This window comes from Dyella caseinilytica (genome assembly GCF_016865235.1).
Taxonomy (GTDB): Bacteria; Pseudomonadota; Gammaproteobacteria; order Xanthomonadales; family Rhodanobacteraceae; genus Dyella_B; species Dyella_B caseinilytica.
Map to the genome: position 1 here is coordinate 2,186,333 of NZ_CP064030.1, position 23,548 is coordinate 2,209,880.

The 23,548-nt window shown below is 58.9% G+C and carries 9 protein-coding genes; 5 read left to right on the plus strand and 4 right to left on the minus strand.

The window, feature by feature from the left end; all coding sequences use genetic code 11:
* The first annotated feature begins 619 nt into the window (after positions 1 to 619).
* The 3 genes from ISN74_RS09610 to pgm all read left to right on the plus strand — a co-directional run bounded on the left by ISN74_RS09610 (position 620) and on the right by pgm (position 13,284).
* The gene (locus tag ISN74_RS09610) at positions 620 to 2,449 is read left to right on the plus strand and encodes a glycoside hydrolase family 2 protein (RefSeq protein ID WP_188799115.1); all 1,830 of its coding nucleotides are present in this window, start codon (positions 620 to 622) and stop codon (positions 2,447 to 2,449) included.
* 275 nt (positions 2,450 to 2,724) lie between these two features.
* Complete coding sequence (locus ISN74_RS09615; RefSeq protein WP_188799116.1) at positions 2,725 to 11,382, plus strand: glycoside hydrolase family 94 protein; 8,658 nt, start codon at positions 2,725 to 2,727, stop codon at positions 11,380 to 11,382.
* Between the two features lie 243 nt (positions 11,383 to 11,625).
* Complete coding sequence (pgm, locus tag ISN74_RS09620; protein WP_188799117.1) at positions 11,626 to 13,284, plus strand: phosphoglucomutase (alpha-D-glucose-1,6-bisphosphate-dependent); 1,659 nt, start codon at positions 11,626 to 11,628, stop codon at positions 13,282 to 13,284.
* Between the two features lie 27 nt (positions 13,285 to 13,311).
* On the opposite strand, the gene ISN74_RS09625 is transcribed toward pgm, so the two are convergent.
* Both ISN74_RS09625 and ISN74_RS09630 read right to left on the minus strand, forming a co-directional pair.
* On the minus strand, positions 13,312 to 14,823 hold the full coding sequence (locus tag ISN74_RS09625) for a mercuric reductase (protein WP_188799118.1): 1,512 nt from the start codon (positions 14,821 to 14,823) through the stop codon (positions 13,312 to 13,314).
* Positions 14,823 to 16,148: a glucoamylase family protein gene (locus ISN74_RS09630; protein WP_188799119.1), complete on the minus strand. Its 1,326-nt coding sequence runs from the start codon at positions 16,146 to 16,148 to the stop codon at positions 14,823 to 14,825. The genes ISN74_RS09625 and ISN74_RS09630 overlap by 1 nt, the downstream gene beginning before the upstream one ends.
* Before the next feature lie 339 nt (positions 16,149 to 16,487).
* Between ISN74_RS09630 and ISN74_RS09635 the strand changes: the two genes are divergently transcribed.
* Positions 16,488 to 20,402 (plus strand): GH36-type glycosyl hydrolase domain-containing protein, encoded by a 3,915-nt coding sequence (locus ISN74_RS09635; protein WP_188799120.1) that lies wholly within the window; start codon positions 16,488 to 16,490, stop codon positions 20,400 to 20,402.
* A 103-nt stretch (positions 20,403 to 20,505) separates the two neighbouring features.
* On the opposite strand, the gene ISN74_RS09640 is transcribed toward ISN74_RS09635, so the two are convergent.
* The gene (locus ISN74_RS09640) at positions 20,506 to 21,111 is read right to left on the minus strand and encodes a Rossmann-fold NAD(P)-binding domain-containing protein (RefSeq protein ID WP_203546738.1); all 606 of its coding nucleotides are present in this window, start codon (positions 21,109 to 21,111) and stop codon (positions 20,506 to 20,508) included.
* Between the two features lie 197 nt (positions 21,112 to 21,308).
* Here ISN74_RS09640 and ISN74_RS09645 point away from each other — a divergent pair, with 197 nt between their 5' ends.
* The gene (locus tag ISN74_RS09645) at positions 21,309 to 22,295 is read left to right on the plus strand and encodes a hypothetical protein (RefSeq protein WP_229679110.1); all 987 of its coding nucleotides are present in this window, start codon (positions 21,309 to 21,311) and stop codon (positions 22,293 to 22,295) included.
* Positions 22,296 to 22,479: 184 nt separating this feature from the next.
* On the opposite strand, the gene ISN74_RS09650 is transcribed toward ISN74_RS09645, so the two are convergent.
* Positions 22,480 to 23,289: a class I SAM-dependent methyltransferase gene (locus ISN74_RS09650; protein ID WP_188799121.1), complete on the minus strand. Its 810-nt coding sequence runs from the start codon at positions 23,287 to 23,289 to the stop codon at positions 22,480 to 22,482.
* Positions 23,290 to 23,548: the final 259 nt, after the last annotated feature.

The window sequence follows — 23,548 nt, forward strand, 5'->3', positions numbered from 1 at the left end:
GCGCGCGTTGCCGCCAAAACGGCAGCTATCCTTGGAGCGGGCAACAGTTCTCGCGGACATGTGCACGCGTGCTGCGCACAGGCCTGTCATCACGGGATTGCGGACGGTTTCTGGTTTCATGCGGCGGCTTTCAACTCCCCTCGACCTGTCTGGCGGGAAGTAGCGACATCCGGGACGGCGTCCTCATGCGCGCGTCCATAGCCACTTTCCACCCCTATCCAAGTCGTTCAGATCCTTCGCAACCGCGATATGACCCGAATCACTTTCGACTTGGATCGATCTAAATTTCCCCGGGGCAAATTAATACGCTGAAGACGCAACATGTCACGCTGCATCGCAAAAAGATGCAGCTTCCAATCGATGGGCTCAGGGGATTTCGCGCCGGCTAGTTCGTCATGGCTGGGTAGGGCAGCTACCACGCGTGATGTAGGAGCGTGCTGCGACGAACCTTCGTTTAATCGTCATGCCTGTTGTTTTCGAGCATGACGGTAGGGCTTGGACATTTGTCGGACAATTAGCCATCCTACCGTGATGGCGGTGCTCGACACCGCTCCGAGCGAAGCCGATAAGGGAAGGGTGGATGACGGGCAACATCAGAGTGCGGCGCGCGGGCGCCAGGATGAGCATGGTTGTGATCATGGCCTTTGCTTCGATCGCCGTGGCGGCGCCGGATCAGTCGACTGTCTGGAACGGAAAGGCCCCACCATTGGCGACGCCGTGGACGGCTGAGGTGTCGCCCAACAACGCATTGCCCGACTATCCACGCCCGCAGCTGGCACGTCCGTCGCTGGAGCATCCGCAATGGATAAGTTTGAACGGGCTGTGGCAATACGCTTCGGATAACGGGCAAGGCACGCCGCCATTCGGCCACACACTGAAGGATCAGGTGCTGGTGCCGTATCCGATCGAGTCGGTGCTCTCGGGCGTGCAAAAGCATTCGGATTTCATGTTCTACCGTCGTCTTGTGGACATTCCCGCTGCCTTCACCGCGCATGGCCAGCACGTGCGACTGAATTTCGGCGCGGTGGATCAGGACGCCACGGTGTACGTCAACGGTACACAAGTGGTGCGCCACGTCGGTGGCTATACGTCGTTCGATGCGGACATCACGCAGGCGCTTCGTCCGCACGGTCCGCAGGAAATCATCGTCGCTGTACATGCGCCGGTGGACAGCGCCAACGTGATGGTCGGCAAGCAGCGACTGAAACCCGAAGGCATCTTCTACACCGCGGCCTCAGGAATCTGGCAATCGGTGTGGCTGGAACCCGTGCCGGCGACCAGCCTGGCGCAACTGAATTTCACACCGGCGAGCAGTCTGGACGCTTTCACCGTCACTTCGAAACTTCACGGCCGCGACGATGACGCCACGCTCCATGTCACCGCTTACGCGGATGGCACAGCAGTGGGTGAGGCGAGTGGGCCGGCCAGCCAACCGCTGCATCTAGCTATCGCGCATCCCCATCTGTGGAGCCCACAAGATCCCTTCCTGTACACCTTCAAGGCCACGCTCACGCAAGGCGATCAACGCGACGAGGTGACCAGTTATGCCGGCCTGCGTACCATCGCTGTCGAGAAAATTGGCGGACGCAATCGCATCGTGTTGAACGGTAAACCGACCTTCTTGTTGGCGACACTGGACCAGGGCTATTGGCCGGACGGCATCTACACCGCACCCACCGACGCGGCGCTTAAGTTCGACATACAAAAGACCAAGGATCTGGGCTTCAACACCATTCGCAAGCACATCAAAGTGGAACCGGCGCGCTGGTACTACTGGGCCGACCGCATCGGCCTGATGGTGTGGCAGGACATGCCAGCGCTACCAACCGGGAGCAACGACAAGCTCAGTGACGCCGACAAGGCCGGATTTCGCGCTGACGTCTCTGCCATCGTCGAGCAGCTCAAGGGCGAAACATCGATCATCGGCTGGATCCCATTCAACGAAGGTTGGGGCCAGTGGAATATTCCGGCCGCCGCCGAGCTGGCTGCACAGATCAAACAACTCGACCCTTCGCGTCTGGTCGATGCGCGCAGCGGCGCCAATTGCTGCGACACCAAGGGCGACCCGCACGCTGGCGACGTCTACGACGTGCATGATTACCAGGGTCCCGGCCTGCCCAGCCCGGATGCACAGCGTGCCGCGATCGACGGTGAGCACGGAGGTCTGACGCTCGGCATTCCCGGCCATATCTGGCCCAACACGCCGATCAATCCCTACGGTGCAGTGAAGGACCGTGAGGCATTGACCGCCGGTTACGTTGCCAACACTGCCGTGTTGCGCGACAAGGGCGTCGCCAAGGGCATGTCCGGTAGCGTCTACACCCAGATCACCGATGTTGAAGGCGAGCACAACGGGCTGTTCACCTACGATCGCAAGATTGAAAAGGTGGATGAGGCCCAGGTTCGCGCGATCAATGAGGCGACGATACACGCTGGCGCGCAGCCCTGATGCCTGCGCATAGCAGGGTGATGAGGTTGAAATTTGCTACAACAATTAAAATGCCGATGTCACAACCTATCTGACGCCGCCGCCTGTCGGTCGCGTTGAATAATAAATTTATATCAAACCACCATACTCGCGACATAGGATGTATGGTGTCTTCACACGACACTTCCCACTCATAGAGTAGAAGTAACAGATTGGATCGACGATGCCTCGGTATCGGCGCGATAGCCTTTCTTTTGCCTCGTCGCTCTGCTTGATCTCTGAAGGGAAGATGACTTTTGAAGATCGGCAATCCGTTCAACGCATTTCAGCTTCATCGCCTCCAGGCCGCTTTTCGTCGCTATTCCCCATGGCGGCGGCACATCGAGCACACGCCCGAGCCGGCTCTACGTTCGGAGCTGTTTAGCGCCGACCAGATGGATCAGTACGGCGCGGCGCTGGCCCAAACGCACCGGTTCAGTGCGCATTCCCGGGCCAATGCGCTATTGGCGCGCCTGGCAGACAACGAGGTCGCGCTTGAGCATGCCTGCCAGATGCTCACGCAAGCCCATCGTGCAGATGGCCGCATCACGCCTGCGGCGGAGTGGCTGCTCGACAACTACTACCTGATCGAAGAACAGATCCGCACCGCACAGCGGCATCTGCCCAAAGGCTATAGCCGTGAGTTGCCGCGATTACTCAACGGTCCATCAGCCCGGTTGCCACGCGTGTACGACATTGCGCTGGAAACGATCTCCCATGGTGACGGGCGCGTAGATAACGAAAGCCTGAGTCGCTTCGTTGCTTCGTATCAGACCGTCAATGCACTCACGCTCGGCGAATTGTGGGCGATTCCGATCATGCTTCGGTTGGCGTTGATCGAGAACCTGCGTCGTGTGGCATCGCGTGTCATGGTCGATTGGAATGACCGCAATCTGGCAACCCAATGGGCTGACCGGATGACGGAAATTGCGGAGAGTGATCCGAAAAGCGTGGTGCTTACTGTGGCTGATATGGCCCGCTCCAATCCGCCGATGGCGAGTTCCTTCGTGGCAGAACTCACGCGGCGATTGCAAGGGCAGGGCCCGGCGCTGGCGTTGGCGCTTAACTGGATCGAACAGCGTCTTGCCGAATCAGGCTTGAGCATTGAACGCCTGGTGCAGATGGAGGCGCAGCAGCAAGCTGCTGATCAGGTTTCCATCGGTAACAGCATCGGCAGTCTACGCATGTTGTCGGCCATGGACTGGCGTGAGTTCGTTGAGCACATCAGCGTCGTCGAGCGCATCCTGCACGAGGATCCTACCGGCGTGTATGGCACGATGGATTTCACCACGCGTGACCACTATCGCCACGTGGTGGAGCGGTTGGCGAGGCACAGTGCCTTGTCTGAGGCCGAGGTGGCGCAAGCGGCTATCGCACTTGCCCGCGAACACGCGCTGATGGATCGCGGGAGCGTCGAGGCGCATGTGGGTTTTTACCTGGTCGATAAAGGGTTACTTGCGCTGGAGCGACGCGTTGCTGCGCGGCTTCCCTTTGCGGAGATCTCGCGGCAACTCATTCATAAGGCGCCGCTGACGGTCTACCTCGGTGCGACGGTGTTGATCACGGCCTTGCTCGCATGGCCTCTGTTGCATGCGGTCGAGGGCAGCGGGGTGCATGGCTCTGCACATGTGCTGATCGCCCTGCTAATCGCGCTCGTGGCCAGTCAACTGGCGATAAGCCTGGTGAATTGGTTGACAAGCATTGTCGTGACGCCGCAAATGCTGCCTCGCCTGGATTATTCGGAGGGCCTGCCGGAGCAGATGCGTTCCCTGGTGGTCATTCCGTCCATGTTCTCCGATGCGCAAGACGTGGAAGATCTTATCGAGGGCCTGGAAGTACGCTTTCTTGCCAATCGCGACGAGCATCTTCATTTCGCCTTGTTGACCGATTTCACGGACGCCAAGGCCGAAGTGCTGGAACAGGATGCTTTGCTGCTGCAGATGGCGCAGCGGCGAATCGATGCGCTCAACGAAATCTATGCCGCTCCCGGCCTGGATCGCTTCTTCCTGTTCCATCGCCCGCGACGCTGGAACCCTGTTCAAAAAGTATGGATGGGTTACGAGCGCAAACGCGGAAAGCTGGCGGATCTCAATGCGCTGCTTCGTGGTGGAGATGCTAACCGGTTCTCGTTGATTGTGGGGCGCATTGATGCGCTGAAAGACGTGCGGTATGTCATCGCACTGGATGTGGATACCCAACTGCCGCGTGGTACGGCGCGCCAATTCATCGGTGCCATGGCGCATCCGCTCAATCGTCCTGTTTACGATGCCCGCAAGCGACGGATTGTTGCCGGTTACGCTATTTTGCAGCCGCGGGTAGGCATCAGCTTGCCAAGCGCAACGCGATCGATGTACGCACGTTTGTTTGGCAGCGACGCGGGCATCGACCCGTATACTCGCTCCGTATCAGATGTCTATCAGGACCTGTTTTACGAAGGTTCGTTTATTGGTAAAGGCATTTATGACCTGGATGCGTTCGAGCAGGCCATCGATGACCGCTTTCCGGAAAATAGCATTCTCAGCCATGACCTGGTTGAAGGCTGCTATGCGCGATCCGGCTTGATCAGTGACGTGCAGCTTTACGAGGAATATCCGTCCCGCTACAGCGCAGACGTCAATCGCCGCCATCGTTGGATTCGCGGCGACTGGCAGCTTTTGCCCTGGTTGTTGCCTTGGGCTCCGACACGAACCAGGGGGCAGGCATCAGGTCCGTTGTCCGCGCTGTCGCGCTGGAAAATCTTCGACAACTTGCGGCGTAGCCTGGTGCCGTCCGCTTTGCTTGTGCTGCTCGTGTTTGGCTGGCTGGTCATTTCCCCGGTTGTTTGGTGGACAGTGGGCGTATTGGCTGTGCTGTTATTGCCGCCATTGCTGACCTCGTTGCTGGGTTTGTTCCAGAAGTCGCGCGATGTGCCGCTGAATCAGCACCTTCGTGAGGCCCTATATTCCACGGGGCAGCATTTTTTGCGCGCGTTGCTCATGTTGGTGTGGCTGCCTCACGAAGCGTTGTACAGCCTGGATGCGGTGGTTCGCACGCTGTGGCGAGTGATGATCAGTCGGCGACGCCTTTTGGAATGGAGCGCTTCGCGGGAAATCAATCGCACCAGCACGACGACGTTGCGCGGGCTTTATCGTTTGATGTGGATTGCGCCATGCCTTGCAGTGTTTGTGTTGCTGGCGTTGGTGCTTTGGCGGCCCTTTTCGTTGGTCGTGGCGGGGCCCATTCTGCTGTCATGGCTGGTGGCGCCAGCCATTGCTTGGCGGTTAAGCAAGCCGCCAGCACGCGTCACCTATGAGCCGGCCGCCGGCGAATTGCGTTTCCTGCGTACCTTGGCGCGCAAGACCTGGGCCTTTTTTGAAACGCATGTCGGGCCGCAGGAGAACTGGTTGCCGCCTGACAATATTCAGGAAAAACCATCACTGGTCATCGCGCACCGCACGTCGCCGACCAATATGGGTTTGTCACTGCTGGCCAATCTGGCGGCGTACGATTTCGGCTATCTGACGGTGGCGCGTTTGTTGGAGCGCACGACTGGAGCCCTTCATACCATGCAGCGCATGGAGCGGCATCGCGGGCATTTCTATAACTGGTATGACACGCTTTCTCTGCAACCACTGCCGCCGCGCTACATTTCCGCGGTCGATAGCGGCAATCTTGCTGGACATTTGCTGACGCTACGTGCAGGCCTGTTGGCGCTGGTCGATGCTCCGCTATTCGATAGACACCTGCTGGATGGCGTGGGCGACACGATCGACGTTTTGCGTGACACCTTGAAAGCGCGCAATGCAGATGCGGGCGTACTTGAGAACTTCCAACATCAACTGGATGCTGCGCGGGCGGCAGTGCCTGAAACGCTGGCTGAAGCGGAAGCTTGCGTGAGACGGTTACTCGAGCAAGGTGAGGCGATCTCAGCATTGCTGGACGTTGATGCCGAAGACGATATCGGCTTCTGGTTATCGTCCCTGCTGGTGCAATGTCGTGATCTCAGTAGCTATCTTGGCCGTTTCGCATCCGCTGCACCTATCAATGAAGGTGTGGGGCAGCACGGCATCCCATCGTTACGCCGATTGGCCGCTGCGAGCACGGAGTTTCGTGCTGACTTCACCTCATCTGTCTTCACCGAAATTCAGCGTGATGCCGCCGAATGTATCGATGCCATCGGGCAAGCCGCGCAGCAGCTGGGCGAGCTGGCCGTCATGGAATATGGCTTTCTCTATGACGCGCACCGCGACTTGCTTGCCATCGGCTACAACCTGGAAGAACGCCGGCTCGATAATGCGTTTTATGACCTGCTTGCTTCCGAGGCGCGACTCACCAGTTTTGTCGCGATTGCACAGGAGCAACTGCCGCAGGAGAGCTGGTTCACGCTTGGCCGGCTGTTGACCACCACGGGCGGCGGCCCGGTGCTGCTGTCGTGGACCGGCTCGATGTTCGAGTACCTGATGCCGATGCTGGTGATGCCCAGTTACGAGGGAACCTTGCTCGATCAGACTTGCCGTGCTGCCGTGGCCCGGCAGATCGAATACGGCAACCAGCGCGATTTGCCGTGGGGAATATCGGAGTCCGGATACAACACGGTCGATGCCCATCTGAACTATCAATACCGCGCCTTTGGCGTTCCTGGCCTGGGTCTCAAACGCGGGCTCGGTGAAGAGATGGTGGTGGCGCCTTACGCTACGGCGCTGGCGTTGATGGTGACGCCCGAAGCGGCCTGCGCCAATTTGCAGCGACTGGCTTCTGACGGGCTGGAAGGGCGCTTTGGCTTGTATGAAGCGGTGGATTACACGCCGGCGCGTTTGCCACGCGGACAGAGTTCGGCGGTGATCTGTTCGTTCATGGCGCATCACCAAGGCATGAGTCTGTTGGCGCTGGATCACGTGCTTGGGCAACAGCCGATGCAGAAGCGCTTTGTTTCCGACCCCAGTCTCCAGGCAACCCTGCTCCTGCTGCAGGAGCGCATGCCCAAGAGTGCCGTGGAATATCTGCATACCGCGGAGTTTCCTACTGCCAACGGATCGACGCTCACCCCGGAAACCACGCTACGCGTCTTCACCGATCCCGATCGGGCCAGGCCCGCCGTGCAGCTGCTTTCAAACAGCCGCTATCACGTCATGGTGAGCAGTGCCGGTGGTGGTTACAGTCGCTGTCGAGACATGGCTGTCACGCGTTGGCGTGAAGATTTCAGCTGCGATAACTGGGGCATGTTCTGTTATCTGCGTGATGTGGCCAGTGGCGAATACTGGTCTGCCACGCATCAGCCAACGCTCAAGAAGACAGGGCATTACGAAGCGATTTTCTCCGATGCGCGTGCCGAGTTCCGCATACGCGAGCGTGACTTCGATGCGCATACGGAAATCGTGGTGTCTCCGGAGGACGACATCGAGCTGCGCCGCATTCGACTGACCAATCGCGGACGGACGCGCCGCACCATCGAGATCACCAGCTATGCCGAGGTGGTATTGGCCCCGGCCATCGCTGATGCGCTACATCCGGCCTTCAGCAATTTGTTCGTGCAAACCGAGCTGATTCGCGCCTTGCAAGCCATCGTTTGCACGCGCCGGCCGCGTTCGAGCAACGAACACGTGCCATGGATGTGTCATCTGATGGCCGTGCATGATGCCGACATCGACGAAATATCCTATGAAACCGATCGCGCGCGCTTTATCGGACGGGGCCGCAGCGTGGCTCATCCCGCAGCGATGGATCAGGGCGATAATGGTAATGGTCGCCTTTCCGATAGCGAAGGCTCGGTGCTCGATCCGATCATCGCCATTCGCTGCCGGATCACGCTTGAGCCGGAGCAGTCGGCATTGGTGGACATGGTTACCGGCGTGAGCGACAGCCGCGATGCCTGCGTGCACTTGATTGAGAAATATCGCGACCGCCATCTGGCTGACCGTGTGTTCGATCTGGCCTGGACGCACAGCCAAGTCTTGCTGCGCCAGCTCAACGCCAGCCTTACCGATGCTCAGCTCTACGAGCAAATGGCAGCTTCGATCATCTACGCCAACGCATCGTTGCGTGCAGAAGCCAGCGTATTGCGCGCCAACCGGCGTGGCCAATCCGGACTGTGGGGGCAGTCGATCTCCGGCGATCTTCCCATCGTGTTGCTGCAGATTTCCGATCTGGCGAATATCGAGCTGGTACGCCAACTGGTCAAGGCGCATGCGTATTGGCGACTCAAGGGTCTGGCGGTGGATCTGGTGATCTGGAACGGTGACCACGCCGGTTATCGCCAGCAACTGCAGGACATGATCATGGGCATGATCGCGTCGGGCGTCGAAGCAAGCCTGATCGAGCGGCCCGGCGGCATCTTCGTACGTTCGGTTCAGCAGATTTCCAGCGAGGATCGCATCTTGATGCAGGCTGTCGCGCGCTTGGTGCTGGCTGACAATCGCGGCAGTCTTGCCGAACAGATCGGCCGACGCCAACTGCAGACAAAGCCTGCGCTCTTGCCGATTACCGAGAGTCGCATCCCCGAGTTCGCTCGAGCTCAGGAGACACCTGAAACGGTGCCGGACACGCTCCTTCTGAGCAGCCCCTATGGCGGGTTCAGTGCCGACGGTGCCGAATACGTGATCACCTTGGCGCCAGGACAGGCCACGCCAGCACCGTGGGTAAATGTGCTGGCCAACGCGCAATTCGGCAGCATCGTGTCCGAAAGCGGAGGGGCTTATACCTGGGCCGAGAACGCGCACGAATTTCGCCTGACTCCCTGGAACAATGATCCGGTCACCGACACGTGCGGCGAGGCCATCTACCTGCGCGATGAGCAAACCGGACGCTATTGGTCGCCCACGCCCCTACCGCGACGCGGCGAGGGCGTGTATGTGACTCGCCATGGGTTCGGCTACAGCGTGTTCGAGCACACCGAGGACGGTATCCGCACGGAATTGTGGATCTATGTGGGCTTGGATTTGCCCGTGAAGTTCATGGTGCTGAAAGTGCGTAATGGCTCCGGTCGTCCGCGGCGCCTGTCTGCCACCGGTTATGTCGAATGGGTGCTGGGCGATCTTTCTTCCCGCACGGGCATGCATGTGGTTACCGAATCAGATCCGATGACCGGGGCGCTGTTTGCGCGCAACGCTTACAACATGGAGTTTCCCGAACGGGTGGCGTTCTTCGATGTCGACAATCCCGCGCGCAGCATCAGCGGTAATCGCAGCGAATTCCTGGGTCGAAATGGCAGCGCGCGTGCGCCCGCGGCCATGGCGAATGCGCGTCTTTCGGGTCAGGTGGGGGCGGGGCTGGATCCTTGCGGGGCGATCCAGATTCCGTTTGATTTGGATGACGGCGACGAATACGAAATTATCTTTCGGCTCGGCATGGCCCATGGCACCAAGGCAGCAAGTGATCTGGTGCAGCGATGCCGTGGGCTTGGCACCGCCGCCGCCACACTCGATGTCGTGCGACTTCACTGGCGCTGGATGTTGGGCAAGGTGCAAGTACAAACGCCGGATCCAGCGGTCAATGTTTTGGTCAATGGTTGGTTGATGTACCAGACCATCGCCTGTCGCTTCCTGGCACGCAGCGGCTATTACCAGTCCGGCGGCGCCATCGGTTTCCGCGACCAGTTGCAGGATTCCATGGCGATGGTGCATGCAGCGCCCTACAGCGCACGTCAGCATCTGTTGCTTTGTGCTGCGCATCAGTTTCCGGAAGGCGATGTCCAGCATTGGTGGCATCCGCCGCTGGATCGCGGGGTACGCACTCGTTGTTCCGATGACTATCTGTGGCTGCCATTGGCAGTCAGTCGTTATGTCGTTGTGACGGGGGACAGCGCTGTGCTCGATGAAGTCGCCGGCTATATCGAAGGACGGCCGGTCAATCTCGATGAGGAGTCCTATTACGATCTTCCGGCGCGTTCTGAGTTGCGGGAAACGCTTTACCAGCATTGCGTACGCGCGATCGAGCATGCGGCTCCGCGTGGCGTGCATGGATTGCCGTTGATCGGTTGTGGTGATTGGAACGATGGCATGAACCGGGTGGGCGAGCACGGCCGCGGCGAAAGCATCTGGCTCGGCTTCTTTCTCTACGACGTGCTGCTGCAGTTCGCACCCATGGCGCGCTTGCACGACGATGCGGTTTTTGCCGCGTATTGCGAGTCCGAGGCCGTGAAGTTGCAGGTAAGCCTGGAGCAGCACGGCTGGGATGGTGCCTGGTACCGCCGTGCGTATTACGACGATGGAACACCTATGGGCTCGGCCGGCAGCAACGAATGTCAGATCGACTCGATCGCACAAAGCTGGTCGGTTCTGTCCGGTGCAGCAGGCGATGATCGGCGGCGACAGGCGATGAGATCTCTGGACCAGCGCCTGGTGCGGCGAGACATCGGGCTGATTCAATTGTTGGACCCGCCATTCGATCGTTTCGCATTGGACCCCGGCTATATCAAAGGCTATGTGCCCGGTGTGCGCGAGAACGGTGGTCAATACACGCATGCTGCCATCTGGGCGTCGATGGCTTTCGCACGGCTGGGCGATGGTGAGCGCGCATGGGAACTGTTGCGCATGATCAACCCCGTCAACCACAGCCTGTCTGACGAGACCATGGCTATTTATAAGGTCGAGCCGTATGTCGTTGCGGCCGACGTCTATGCAGCAGCCACGCACGTGGGACGCGGTGGATGGAGTTGGTACACCGGCTCGGCGGGCTGGATGTATCGGCTGATCGTCGAGTCGCTGCTGGGTCTGCGCATGGAAGGCGAGCATCTATGTATTGCGCCGGTGCTGCCAGCCGACTGGCCGTCGTTCAAGCTTGATTATCGGCATGCCGAGACGGACTACCACATTACCGTGTGGCGATCGGATGGGGATGAGGTTGGCGATCAAGTCAGGTTGGATGGCGAACTCCAGGCCGGCCAATGCATCTTTCTTATCGACGATGGCCGGGATCACTACATCGACGTGCGCTGCTGAATGACGACGTGGATGCAAGTCGACGCAAGCGTAACGTGACAGCAAGGTCATTCATGCCCGGTCTTAACGTGGCGTGGGTCATGCTCGCTACTTGTATCAGCCGCCGACTTACCTTGCTGTTATGGGCCGATTTACCTTGCCGTCATTCCCGCCAAAGCGGGAATCCATGTTGCTCTGATGCCTGGAGCCGACAATGGATTCCCGCTTTCGCGGGAATAACGACATCTTGCGGGAGTCACATCCATGAGCACCGCTATAAACCCGCTTGCGGGAAAACCAGCGCCGCCATCTCTGCTGGTCGACGTATCCAAACTGCTGGATGCCTACACGGAACTCCGTCCCGATCCGTCACTGCCAGCGCAACAGGTCGCCTTTGGAACCTCCGGCCATCGCGGCTGCTCGTTCGATCGAAGCTTCAACGAGTGGCATGTGTTGGCGATCAGTCAGGCGATCTGCGAGTACCGCAAAAGCAGGCAGATCGATGGTCCGCTGTATATCGGTATCGATACCCACGCATTATCGCAGCCGGCTTTCGAAAGTGCGCTGGAGGTGCTGGCCGCGAATGGTGTCGAAACGATGATCGCGAGCCACGCAGAGTTCACTCCGACGCCCGCGGTGTCCCATGCCATCCTTGGCTACAACCACCGGCGCAGCACTGGATGGGCCGATGGCATCGTAATTACGCCCTCGCACAACCCGCCTGACAATGGCGGTTTCAAGTACAACCCACCCAGCGGTGGACCTGCCGACATCGATATCACGGGCTGGATTCAAGATCGCGCGAATGCCTTGATGCGAGGTGGCCTGAAAGAAGTGCGGCGAATGCCATTCGCGCAGGCTCGTCATGCCTCGACCACGCATGAGTTCAACTTTCTCGACACTTATATTGGTGATCTCGGCGGCATGATCGATTTCGATCTAATACGCAGTGCCGGCATCCATATGGGTGTCGATCCGCTTGGTGGCGCTGGCGTGCACTATTGGGCGCCGATCGCGGAACGCTACAAGATTGATCTCACTGTGGTTAGTGAGGTGGTGGATCCGCAGTTTGGCTTCATGACGGTCGATTGGGATGGCAAGATCCGCATGGACCCGTCATCGTCCTATGCGATGCAACGATTGATAGGCTTGCGATCCAAGTATGACGTGGCCTTCGCGTGCGATACGGACCACGACCGCCACGGCATCGTCACGCGCAGTAGCGGTTTGATGGAGCCCAATCATTACCTCTCGGTGCTGATCGACTATCTCTTCCATCACCGTCCGCAATGGAGCGCCACGGCGGCGGTTGGCAAGACCCTGGTAAGCACCGCGTTGATTGATCGCGTCGCCAAACAGTTGGGGCGCCGGCTCTACGAAGTGCCAGTGGGCTTCAAGTGGTTTGTGGATGGGCTGCTCGACGGCTCGCTGGGTTTTGGTGGTGAGGAAAGCGCGGGTGCCTCGTTTCTGCGTCGTAATGGTGCGGTGTGGACGACGGACAAAGACGGCCTCGTCCCTGCATTGCTGTCGGCGGAAATCACGGCGCGCCATGATGGCGATCCTGGTGAGTGCTATCGGGCACTGGTACAAGCCTTGGGCGAACCATTGGCTGATCGCGTCGAAGCACCTGCGACGCCTGAGCAGAAGGCGCGGTTGTCCAAACTCTCACCAAAGCAGGTGCAGAGCGCCACGCTGGCCGGCGAAAAGGTGGAACGCGTGATCGATCGCGCACCGGGCAACGATGCTCCTATCGGAGGCATCAAGGTGTCCACCGCCAGTGGCTGGTTTGCCGCGCGCCCTTCCGGTACCGAAGATATTTATAAGATTTACGCGGAGAGTTTCAGGGACGACGCGCATCTGCAATTAATCCTGCAGGAAGCGCAGCAGATCGTCGATGCTGCACTCAAGGGCGATGCCCCCTGAGTCCCGGCAGCCATCCTTATTGCGACATTATCGAGCCAGCCAGCGTCTGGCCCTGGCCTGGATGCTTGGCGTGAAACGCGTACGGTAATAGGCCTGCGCAGCTTTCTGGATGGCCGCAGCCTGGGTGGGGTAGGCATGAATGACTCTGGCGAGTGTGCGCAATCCGATGCCGGCCACCATCGCCAGGGTGACCTCATTGATCATGTCCCCGGCATGGCGGGCAACGATGGTCGCGCCAAGGATCTTGTCGGTGCGGCCCTTGACGTGAATTTTCACGAAGCCATCTTGCTGGCTGTCCGTCGCTGCACGATCGATTTCGTGCATGGGAATGGTGAACGTCTTTATCGGAATCTCCAGTCGATTGGCTTCGCGCACATACAGACCCACGTGTGCGATTTCCGGGTCGGTAAACGTGCACCAGGGAATGACCAGTTCGCTCAGGCGCTCCCGACCGCCAAACAGTGCGTTCTCCACCACGATATGTGCGGCAGCCTCTGCAGTATGGGTGTACTTGTGTTCCAGGCACACGTCACCGGCAGCATAGATGTTTGGATTGCTGGTGCGAAGGAAGTCGTCGACGTGTACGCCGTGGATGATGTCGTAATCAACACCGGCCACTTCGAGACCGAGTTGCCGGACATTTGGCAAATGACCAATACCGGTGAGGATGGCATCAACCGCTACCTTATTTCGATAATCGTCACTAACGAGGTCGATCAGCTTCTCGCCATTTTCCATGCGCACGGCAACCGCTGTGGTGTTCAGGCGAACCTCGATGCCATCGCGCGCAAACGCATCGGAAAGAATCTGAGCGGCATCGCGTTCTTCCTTGCCGAGGAATAGTGGCTTGTCCTGCACGATGATGGTCTTTGAACCCAGTCGACAGAACGCCTGGGCGAGTTCGCAACCGAGTGGTCCGCCGCCAATGACCAGCAGTCGGCGTGGCAGCTCCGTCAGGTCGAACACATTCTCGTTGGTCAGGTATCCCGCTTCGGCCAATCCAGGAATGGGTGGGATTAAGGGATGGGCGCCGGTCGCAATCAGCGCCTTCTCGAAGCGAAGAATTTCTCCCTTGATCATCAAGGCATCCGGTCCCGTGAAACGGGCATCGCCGAAGAATAGATCGATGCCTTCCTGGGCCAATCGTTGAGCCGAGACACCACCACTGAGGTGGGTGCGAATGCGCCTGACGCGTTCCATGACGGCAGGAAAATCAACCGTGATATCACTCGGCATCTCGGCGCCGTAGCGCCGTGCGTCGCGCATTTCGGCGTACAGCTGCGCGGTCCGGATCATGGTTTTCGAGGGTATGCAGCCATTGGTGAGGCAGTCGCCGCCAATCATGTCGCGTTCGATTAATGCGACCCGCGCACCGAGGGCATTGGCCACTTCTGCTGCTGCGACGCCAGCGGGGCCGGCACCAATAATCACCAATTGGTAGGGCGTGGTCGGGGGCGGATTGTTCCAGGTATGCGGACGAACATTGGCGATGCGCTCGCGCTCATACGCATCCTCGGGTGTGATAAATGATAGCGACATCAGTTTGACTCCCTTTCATGAGCGGCAAGCTGCTGCAGCCAGCCGCCACGAAATCCAGCGCGATGCAGTCCGTCGTTGATGTAAGAACAGTCGCGCATCAACTGCCAGATGCTTCCTGTGCGGTGGTTCTCGATCATCATGAATACGATGCCCTGGTCGAGCCCGTAATGTCCTGCCGATACCCACGGACGGCCCTGAGCATCAGGGAGGGATGGATTGAAGCTGGTGGCCAGGCGACCATCCGTCATCATGTCCGGATACCGATCGATCATGTTGCGTATCGAGTTCATGACGGTTTCGGGCGCGAAGGGCAGCGATGCCAGCACCGCGGGCGCGGACAGCGTGCCGTCGTCGGGACCATACGGTACCCCGCGCGCGGCATAGCCAAACACCCGATGTGGCGCATGGGACAAGTCAGGCCGCGCGTCCGTTGGGCCATCGCAGGCGGAAAGGCCCCAGCAATGCTCATCGTAACCGACATACTCATGGGGATTGCGTTGCGTGTACTCGCGCTGGATATCGACAGCGCGCTGCGTGTTCTCGAAGTAGTCTGAGCGCGCCTCGCGCATGAAGCGGTCGCGGATACCACGGAAATCGATCCACGCATGTGAAAACTGGTGGACGAACAAAGGACCCGCATAGAGATAGTCGTGGTCGTACAGGTTTTCCCATTGGTAGGTGGCGGTCCATGATTTGTAGCAACTGGCGGTAATCGGATGGTCGGGTGACGCCATGGCCAGCACGTAGAGCAAGATGGCCTCGCTGTACCCCTCCCAGCCGTAATGCAGGAAACTGCATTCGGGCTTCCAACCTTGCCGAATCGTGTCACCGCCACCCTGGGACCAGCGCCAATCGATACGTTGGTAGAGAAATTCAGCCAGTTCTCGCAACTCCGTCTCATCCTCGGTCTGCGCCGTGAAGTACATGCGTGCAGTGAGTACACCAGCGATGAGCAGTGCGGTATCGATCATCGACAGCTCCGAATTCCACATGCGGGCACCGGTCTGGATGTCGAGGAAATGGAAGTAGAAGCCTTTGTAGCCGGTGGCCGTGGGGCTGCCACTCTGGTCGCTATCACGAAAGAAGCGTAACGCCGCAAGGCTGCGGCGAACGGCATCACGCCGATCCAGCCAGCCTCGCTCGACGGCGGCTGGATACGACGAGAGCGCAAAACCCACCACGGCGATACTCACCGGTGAGCCAGGACGCGAGGTATCTGCTACCAGGCCATTGTGTGAATTTGCGTTTAACAGGAAATAATCGAACGCTGCGCGCTGCAATTGGTCCAGCATGGCTTCGTTCGTAACGGCGGTCGCTTCTGCCATCGTATGAATCCCGAGCAATGTTGCTGGGCCAGGTGGAGCCTCTTTCATGTCGGGCAAGGCCTTGATGTGGAGTGATGTCGGGACACGCTGTGCCTCTGATCGTCCTTGTTGCTTCCCGTGCGATGAATTCATATGAAAACATCGCTCACCTTGAGTTCCTCATGCGGAGCGATTCGTGGGCAAGCTTAACCATGATGCCGCACCACGTGCATGTGCCGTGTAAGCGCTGCGCATACAAAACGTTAGCTTCACACAACATTACGCCCACAGGGCGGTATGCTTGAGCGCTTGAGATGCGATGTCATATCGCATCGCGTGCACGCGAGAGTTTCACGCCTCATGCCGCCCCAGTCTTCATTGCAGATAGATCCTCCATCACGCGTGCAACTGCTCTCGAATGGGCATTACACTGTGATGTTGAATGACGCAGGCTCCGGCTATAGCCAATGGCGCGGGCTTGCCATCACACGTTGGCGTGAAGATCCCGTAGGTGATGAATGGGGCAGTTACCTGTTGTTGCGGGACGAAGAGAGTGGTGAGGTCTGGTCGCCAAGCACGCAGCCCTACGGCATAGCTGGTGACAACGATGCGACGACGTTATATGACGATCACGTCAGCATGACTCGCCAGCGCGGCTCGCTAACCGCCAAGTTTGATGTGGCGGTGGCCGGCGATCGCGATCTCGAATGGCGACGGATCACACTCAGCAATGAAGGGGTGAGTGAGCGCGAGATCTCGCTGACTTCGTATGCGGAGCTTGTGTTAGGGCCGGGCGTTGGCGATGCAGCGCACCCCGCCTTCTCCAAGATGTTTGTCCAGACCGAATGGGTGGAGCAGGGGAGCACCCTGCTGGCGACACGCCGTCGTCGCTCATCCAGCGAGCCGGAAGTATGGGCAGCGCATAGGGTGATGGTCGAGTCTGATTCTGATGGCAAGTGCGATTATGAAACCGATCGCATGCGCTTCCTGGGGCGCGGCCGCACGCTGCGGCATGCACAGGCCATGCAAGGTGGTGTTGTGCTCTCGAAATCCTCCGGTTGCGTACTGGATCCGATTTTCAGCCTGCGCCGCCGCGTGCGGGTACCGCCTGGTGCCAGCGTGCGGGTAGTGTTCTTGACTGCGGTCGCCAGCACACGATCGGATGCGCTTACGCTGATAAGCGCATTGGACGAACGTGGCTTGGGCGACGATGTCCTTGCGGACGCGAAGGCGCATGCGGATGCGCAACGAACACGCCTGGGAATCAGCGCAGCTCTGGCTTCGCGTTTCGATGGCCTTAACGCAGCGTTGCTTTACGCTGATGCGGCCTTCAGGCCATCGGGCGAACTGCTCGCCATCGGTGTTGGTGGTCCGCCCGTTCTATGGAGTTGCGGCATTTCCGGTGATCGGCCCATCGTTCTGCTGCGCATAGGCGAAGCATCCAACATGGCGTTTGTGCATGAATTACTCCTGGCCCAGTGTTACTGGCAGGCAAAGCAATTGGGCGTCGACATCGTTCTATTGGATACGACTTCCGGTGATGACGGCGCATTGTTCGCGGCGCTGAGTGAACGAGCGAAGACTCAGAGCGATCGACTCAAGGCCGATTCGTCGGCTGTCACGGCGCAAGCATTTGTGCTCCGTGATCGCGATATTTCCGACGCCGTGCGGGCAGGCCTGATCACCGCCTCTCGTATCTTGCTGGACGCTTCCACAGGCTTTCCTGAAACAGCAACGCAACGCCAAGAAAGCCATGCTCATACATCCACCACGGCCGCTCATCAAGCTTCGCCTGGCATTTCGCGGATGTTCCGCTCAAAAGCTTCGACGTCGGCTGGCGAGTTCGGTAATGGTCTGGGGCGATTCAGTGACGCCGGGCGTAGCTACATCATCAACCTCAAGAGTGAGCAACACACGCCGCAACCGTGGATCAATGTCATCGCCAATCCCGACTTCGGATTTTTGGTGTCGGCAGAGGGTGGTGGCTACGCCTGGTCGAGCAATAGTCAGCAGAACCCACTAACGCCCTGGCCGAACGATCCGGTCAGCGATACACCGCATGAGGTGCTGTATCTGCGCGACCTGGACAGCGGCGAGCTATGGAGCGCCACGGCTGCGCCGATTCGCGTCCCAACGGTGAACTATGCCTGCGAGTACGGTAAAGGCTATTGTCGCTTTACGCACCATGCGCATGGCATCGAGGTCGATCTGCTGCAGTTCGTGCCTACCAATGATCCGGTCAAGCTTTCGCATCTTTCGTTGCGCAATGACTCGGATCGCAAGCGACGCTTGTCGATCACTGCTTACGTGGAGTGGGCACTGGGTGCGAACGGCACCGTGCCGGCACCATTTGTGGTCACCTCACGCGACCCCGTGACGGGCGCGTTGTTGGCGCGCAACGCATGGCGGGCCGAGTTCCACGAGCGCGTTGCGTTTATGGATCTTGGCGGCTTGCAGCATTCGATGACAGGCGATCGGCTTAAGTTTCTAGGGTGCCACGGCGCCGTTGATCGACCTGCTGCGCTGACTGGCAATTCACCGCTATCCGGGCAGATCGGAGCCGGGCTGGCTCCCTGTGGTGCGTTGCAGACATCCATCGATCTTTCGCCTGGCGAGCAGTTCGATATCACCTTTCTGCTTGGCGAGGCCAGATCGCCCGATCAGGCACAAGCCCTGGTAGAAAAGTATCGTACGGTCGATCTCGACGCTGCGTTGGATGATGTTCACACGCAATGGAACGATTTGCTCGATACCATTCAGGTAAGCACACCAGATCGTGCGATGGACATTCTTCTCAACGACTGGCTGCTGTATCAGGTGCTGGTTTGCCGCATGTGGGCGCGCACTGCTTATTATCAGGCGAGCGGCGCCTATGGATTCCGCGATCAATTGCAAGATTCGATGGCCTTGTGCGTGGCGCGCCCGGATCTCGCGCGCGAGCACTTGCTGAGAGCAGCGGCGCGACAATTCGCACAAGGGGACGTGCAGCATTGGTGGTTGCCGCCATCCGGGCAGGGGATTCGCACACGGATTAGCGACGATCGTATATGGCTTGCGTATGTCGCTTCTCACTACGTTAAAACCACTGCAGATACTGCCGTTCTGGATGAGATGCTGCCATTTCTTGAAGGGGCGGCGATCAAGGATGGCGATACCGACGCGTTTTATCTGCCCGGGATCGCCAATGGAAAAAGCAGTTTATACGAGCATTGCGCACGGGCGATTGACTCGAGTTTGACGTTGGGCGCAAATGGCTTGCCCTTGATGGGCGCGGGTGACTGGAACGACGGCATGAACAACGTCGGCGCCAAAGGCCGCGGTGAAAGCGTCTGGCTGGCCTGGTTTCTGCTGTCGGCCATCCATGCTTTTCTGCCGTACGTCCGTGCTCGTGATGAGCAGGCGCGCGCCTATCGATGGCAGACATATGCCGATGCCCTGCAGAAAGTGCTTGAAGGGACGCCGGGATGGGATGGGGAATGGTATCGGCGCGGCTATTACGATGATGGTGCGCCCCTTGGATCACACGAGAGCCTGGAGTGCAGGATCGATGTGATCGCACAGTCGTGGAGCCTCATGTCCGGGGTGGCCGATCCTGCCCATGCAGCGTTGGCCATGAAATCCGTTGAGAAATATTTGATAAAGCGCGATGAAAAAATTGCGCTGCTGTTCACGCCGCCGTTTGATCACACGCCACTGGATCCCGGCTACATCAAAGGCTACCCGCCAGGCATCCGCGAGAACGGCGGCCAATACACGCATGGCGCGACATGGTCGATCTTTGCCTATGCCATGCTTGGTCAGGGTGATCACGCAGCGGCATTGTTCGATATTCTCAACCCGATCCGCCACAGTGAAACCGTGGAGGCGGTGGCCCGCTATCAGGTGGAGCCCTATGTAGCCTGCGCTGACGTTTATTCGGTAGATCCGTATATCGGCCGCGGCGGCTGGACCTGGTACACCGGCTCGGCAGGGTGGCTATACCGAGCCGGTCTGGAGGCCATTCTGGGCTTTCAACGACTGGGCGACCATCTGCTGATCAATCCATGTGTCCCGACGTCGTGGCCGCGCTTTGAGATCACCTATCGTCATCGCGGCGGACATCGTGGCATCACGCACTATCTGATCGCGGTCGAAAATCCTGATGGCGTAAGTTCCGGTGTGGCCTCCGTCGAGCTCGATGGCAAGACGCTCCATACGGAACAAATACCACTTGTTGATGACGGTCAGAAGCACAGCGTTCGCGTGACACTTGGCGGCTCACGCAAGCGGAGCTAACCGAACGTTCCAGCAGTCTATTCGGTCGATCGGCTGAAATCGCAATCCAAGGCGTACATAAGCCAAGCTTTTTATTACCACAATGATTCGACAACGAAAAAGTTCATGTTGGCAGTGTTACACCTGAAATTTCTGCGCAAATCGCTGCTAGCCGGTCTTGTAGTGCCACGTCATAGGCCTGTGGATTCGGCTTCATCCGTTTGAGGTGATAGAAATATTTGCCTGTGACTTGCGCCTCAGGATTGTCGCTCACCGCTAACCACGCCTGGGTGATATGCGCCTTGCCCAGGTCGTCGGGCGCGCCAGGTCCGCCCATCTTGGTCGGCACCCAGCCGGGCTCCAAGGCATTCGACAGAACACCTGTCCAGCGTCGTGCGGCAGCGAAGGCAAGCATGGCGTCGTGGAGCTTGCTTTCGGCGTAAGCGGAAGAGCCATTCCAGCGACGCTCTTTCCAGAGGATGTCGTCCAGATTGGCATCGACATGGTGGTGCATGCCAGAGCTGAGATAGACGAGTCGCTTGGGGCGCTCAATGAGTGCGGTGAGCAGGTAAGCCGAACCAAGCGCTGGAAATACAAGCGCGCAGCCAAGGCCTGTGACGAACGCACCGACGAGTGCGACGACTTCATACGGAGCTGTCCAAAGCATGGCCTGACCGATAGCCTCGACAGCGAACGACGCATGTCGGTGATTACGCGAGTGGTTGTTCATAAACCACCGTTCGGGCTGGAAGCCCTCGTAAACTAGCCGAGGTCCCGGTTTTGCCGCCGGGCGTTCCATCAAGGGAACCCTTGACGGAAGAGCCTGTCTACCCAGGCTGGCCGCAACACGCGCTGATGGTATGCGTAAGTTTTTGCGCGGGTAATGGGCTTGAATGAGGCTGTGTCATCGAAGGAACGCGCGAGATCTTGGGTCGTAAGCACTGGAGGCAGCTGGCGCTGACACGCGAGACGCGGGTACTCGTGTTGGCTTTGGTACTGGCACTGCACGTGCTGTTCGCGCTGATGCTGTGGTCTGCGATGCAGTCCAAGTCGCAGCATCTGGCGGTCGTGCCCGTCGATGGCGATCAGATGTTGATCGTGCATTTGCCAGATGACACCCACATGCCGCGTGCCGCGCCACCGCCTGCGCCACCCACGCTGCCCGAATTGGTGCCGCCGCAGCAGGCGGCGCCCTCACGCTTGCGCCCCGTGTCGCACGAGAAGCCACGTCCTGATGCCATGGTCGTACAGGATCATGAAGCGGCGCCTGCGCCGGCGACCTCCGTGGCTTCGCCTGCCGCCTCCAGTTTATTTGCCCAGGATGGCTCGATACGGCTACCTCCCTCGCTGACGAATATCCCGATACCAACAAGCGCCGGGACCAAACCGGCAAAGCCCACGGACGATAGTCAGATCATGCGGCACGACATCAATCCCATGCACTTCAAGCCCACGCGTTTCGATAAATATTTCCCGCCTCCGAACGAAACAGCGGGTGGGGCGGTGGGTCGTCATATAGGTGATGCGATCCAGGCGATCACCAAAAGCATGTGCGATCCGACCAAGCGCAGTACGGCTACCAACTTGCTGTGCGGCGCGCCTCCCTTGCCACCGTCGCCCAAGGATCGCGACGAACGCCTCAATCTACCGTCATCGTCGTTGGCCGGCGACACGCAGCCGATCAAGCCCATGCCACTGTCGACCTGCATCGCTGAATACAACGACGGCAAGCCGCTGTCGTATGGCTGCCCGATAAACACGCCCGACTTGGCATTCCAGGCAGAAATGCGTGAATGCATCGATCTGTTCCGCGCGGGCAAGCGCCTTAAGACGTGGTGCCCAGCTGACACGCCCAAGCGTGCAGCCGCCGAGTCGTCCACGCCGGCGGCTTCCTCCAGCGTGGGTTCGCACTAAGCCCTGTATTGGACTTTCTACGACGTTATGGACTTGGCACGGGCGTTTCCTGGCGTACAACATGAAAACGCAGATCCGACCAGCCCTGGCCTTTGCCCGGTCCGGATTTGCGTGCGAGCCACACAGCGGTAAGCTCTCCTGAACTCGCCAAGTTATTAGCCGAAGCAGTTAACGCGCTAGCCCATCACGACTCCGCCTTCGATCCAACGGCGGGCTTGCGGAACTTCAACACGAACTTGTCTGTGTGACCTTTGATCTTCGGATCAAACACCGATTTGTCGTGCCCATCCCGCGGATTGCTGAGCACGTCACTGGTTCCCTCCAGTTCGAAACCTGCGGCCTTCGCTTGAGCGATGACCGTCGCCGGATCGATACGATGCAGCGTGGAGGCGTCCCTACCGCCGGAGCCGGGGGCGGCTGCATGATCGACGACGATAAAAACGCCACCTGGCTTTAGCGCTTTGAACGCGGCGGCATCGAGCTTGGCTGCCTGCTCGGGGCCAGTGCTTCCGCTAACACTGAAAACAGGCACGGCGCCGTAAACGTCGTGGTAATTCTGGGATGTCCAAACGACGTCCAATGGCGCACCGACATCGAGTCGATCATAGGGCCGGACCGCGAGACTGGTGTTACCGCTGTAGGCGGGATCGGCAACCAGCGCATGGATGGGCTTGAACTTTTCCGGCGGCACCTTGGTGGCCAGGCTCTCCGGGATGACGGCGTACACATGACCTTTTGCGCCAACTACCTTGCTGAAGATGCGAGTGAAGTAGCCGCCACCCGGCATCACGTCAGCGACGTTATCACCCGGCTTGATGCCGGCGAACGTAACCAGCGCAGCCGGCTTGCGATCATTGTCGACTTGCTTATCGGTGGCCGGACGCGCGGCATCGGCGACTGCATCGGTTATATAAGCCGGGGGAGATAGTGTCTGGGCATGCAACAGCGTTGCAGTGCCGAGGAAGAGGAGGGCGATCGCTGAATTCTTTTTCATACAGTGTGATGATTCCTGGAAATGCGAGTGAATGGGGGACCGTGGTGTCAGTCGCGCCATTTACAGATATGGCTACGATGAATGTCGCTGCGTTATCCACCTCGGCATCGTTTGAAAGCCCTATTCGAGTTTCGGGATGTTTACTTTCAGTCGGAAGCGGACTATCGATGCTTTGGAGCGCCTCCAGGTGTACGCCGGCAACTCTAGGCGTTTCGGTCCCTCTGATTGCTTATCGAATGACACGATAATTGACTGCTTT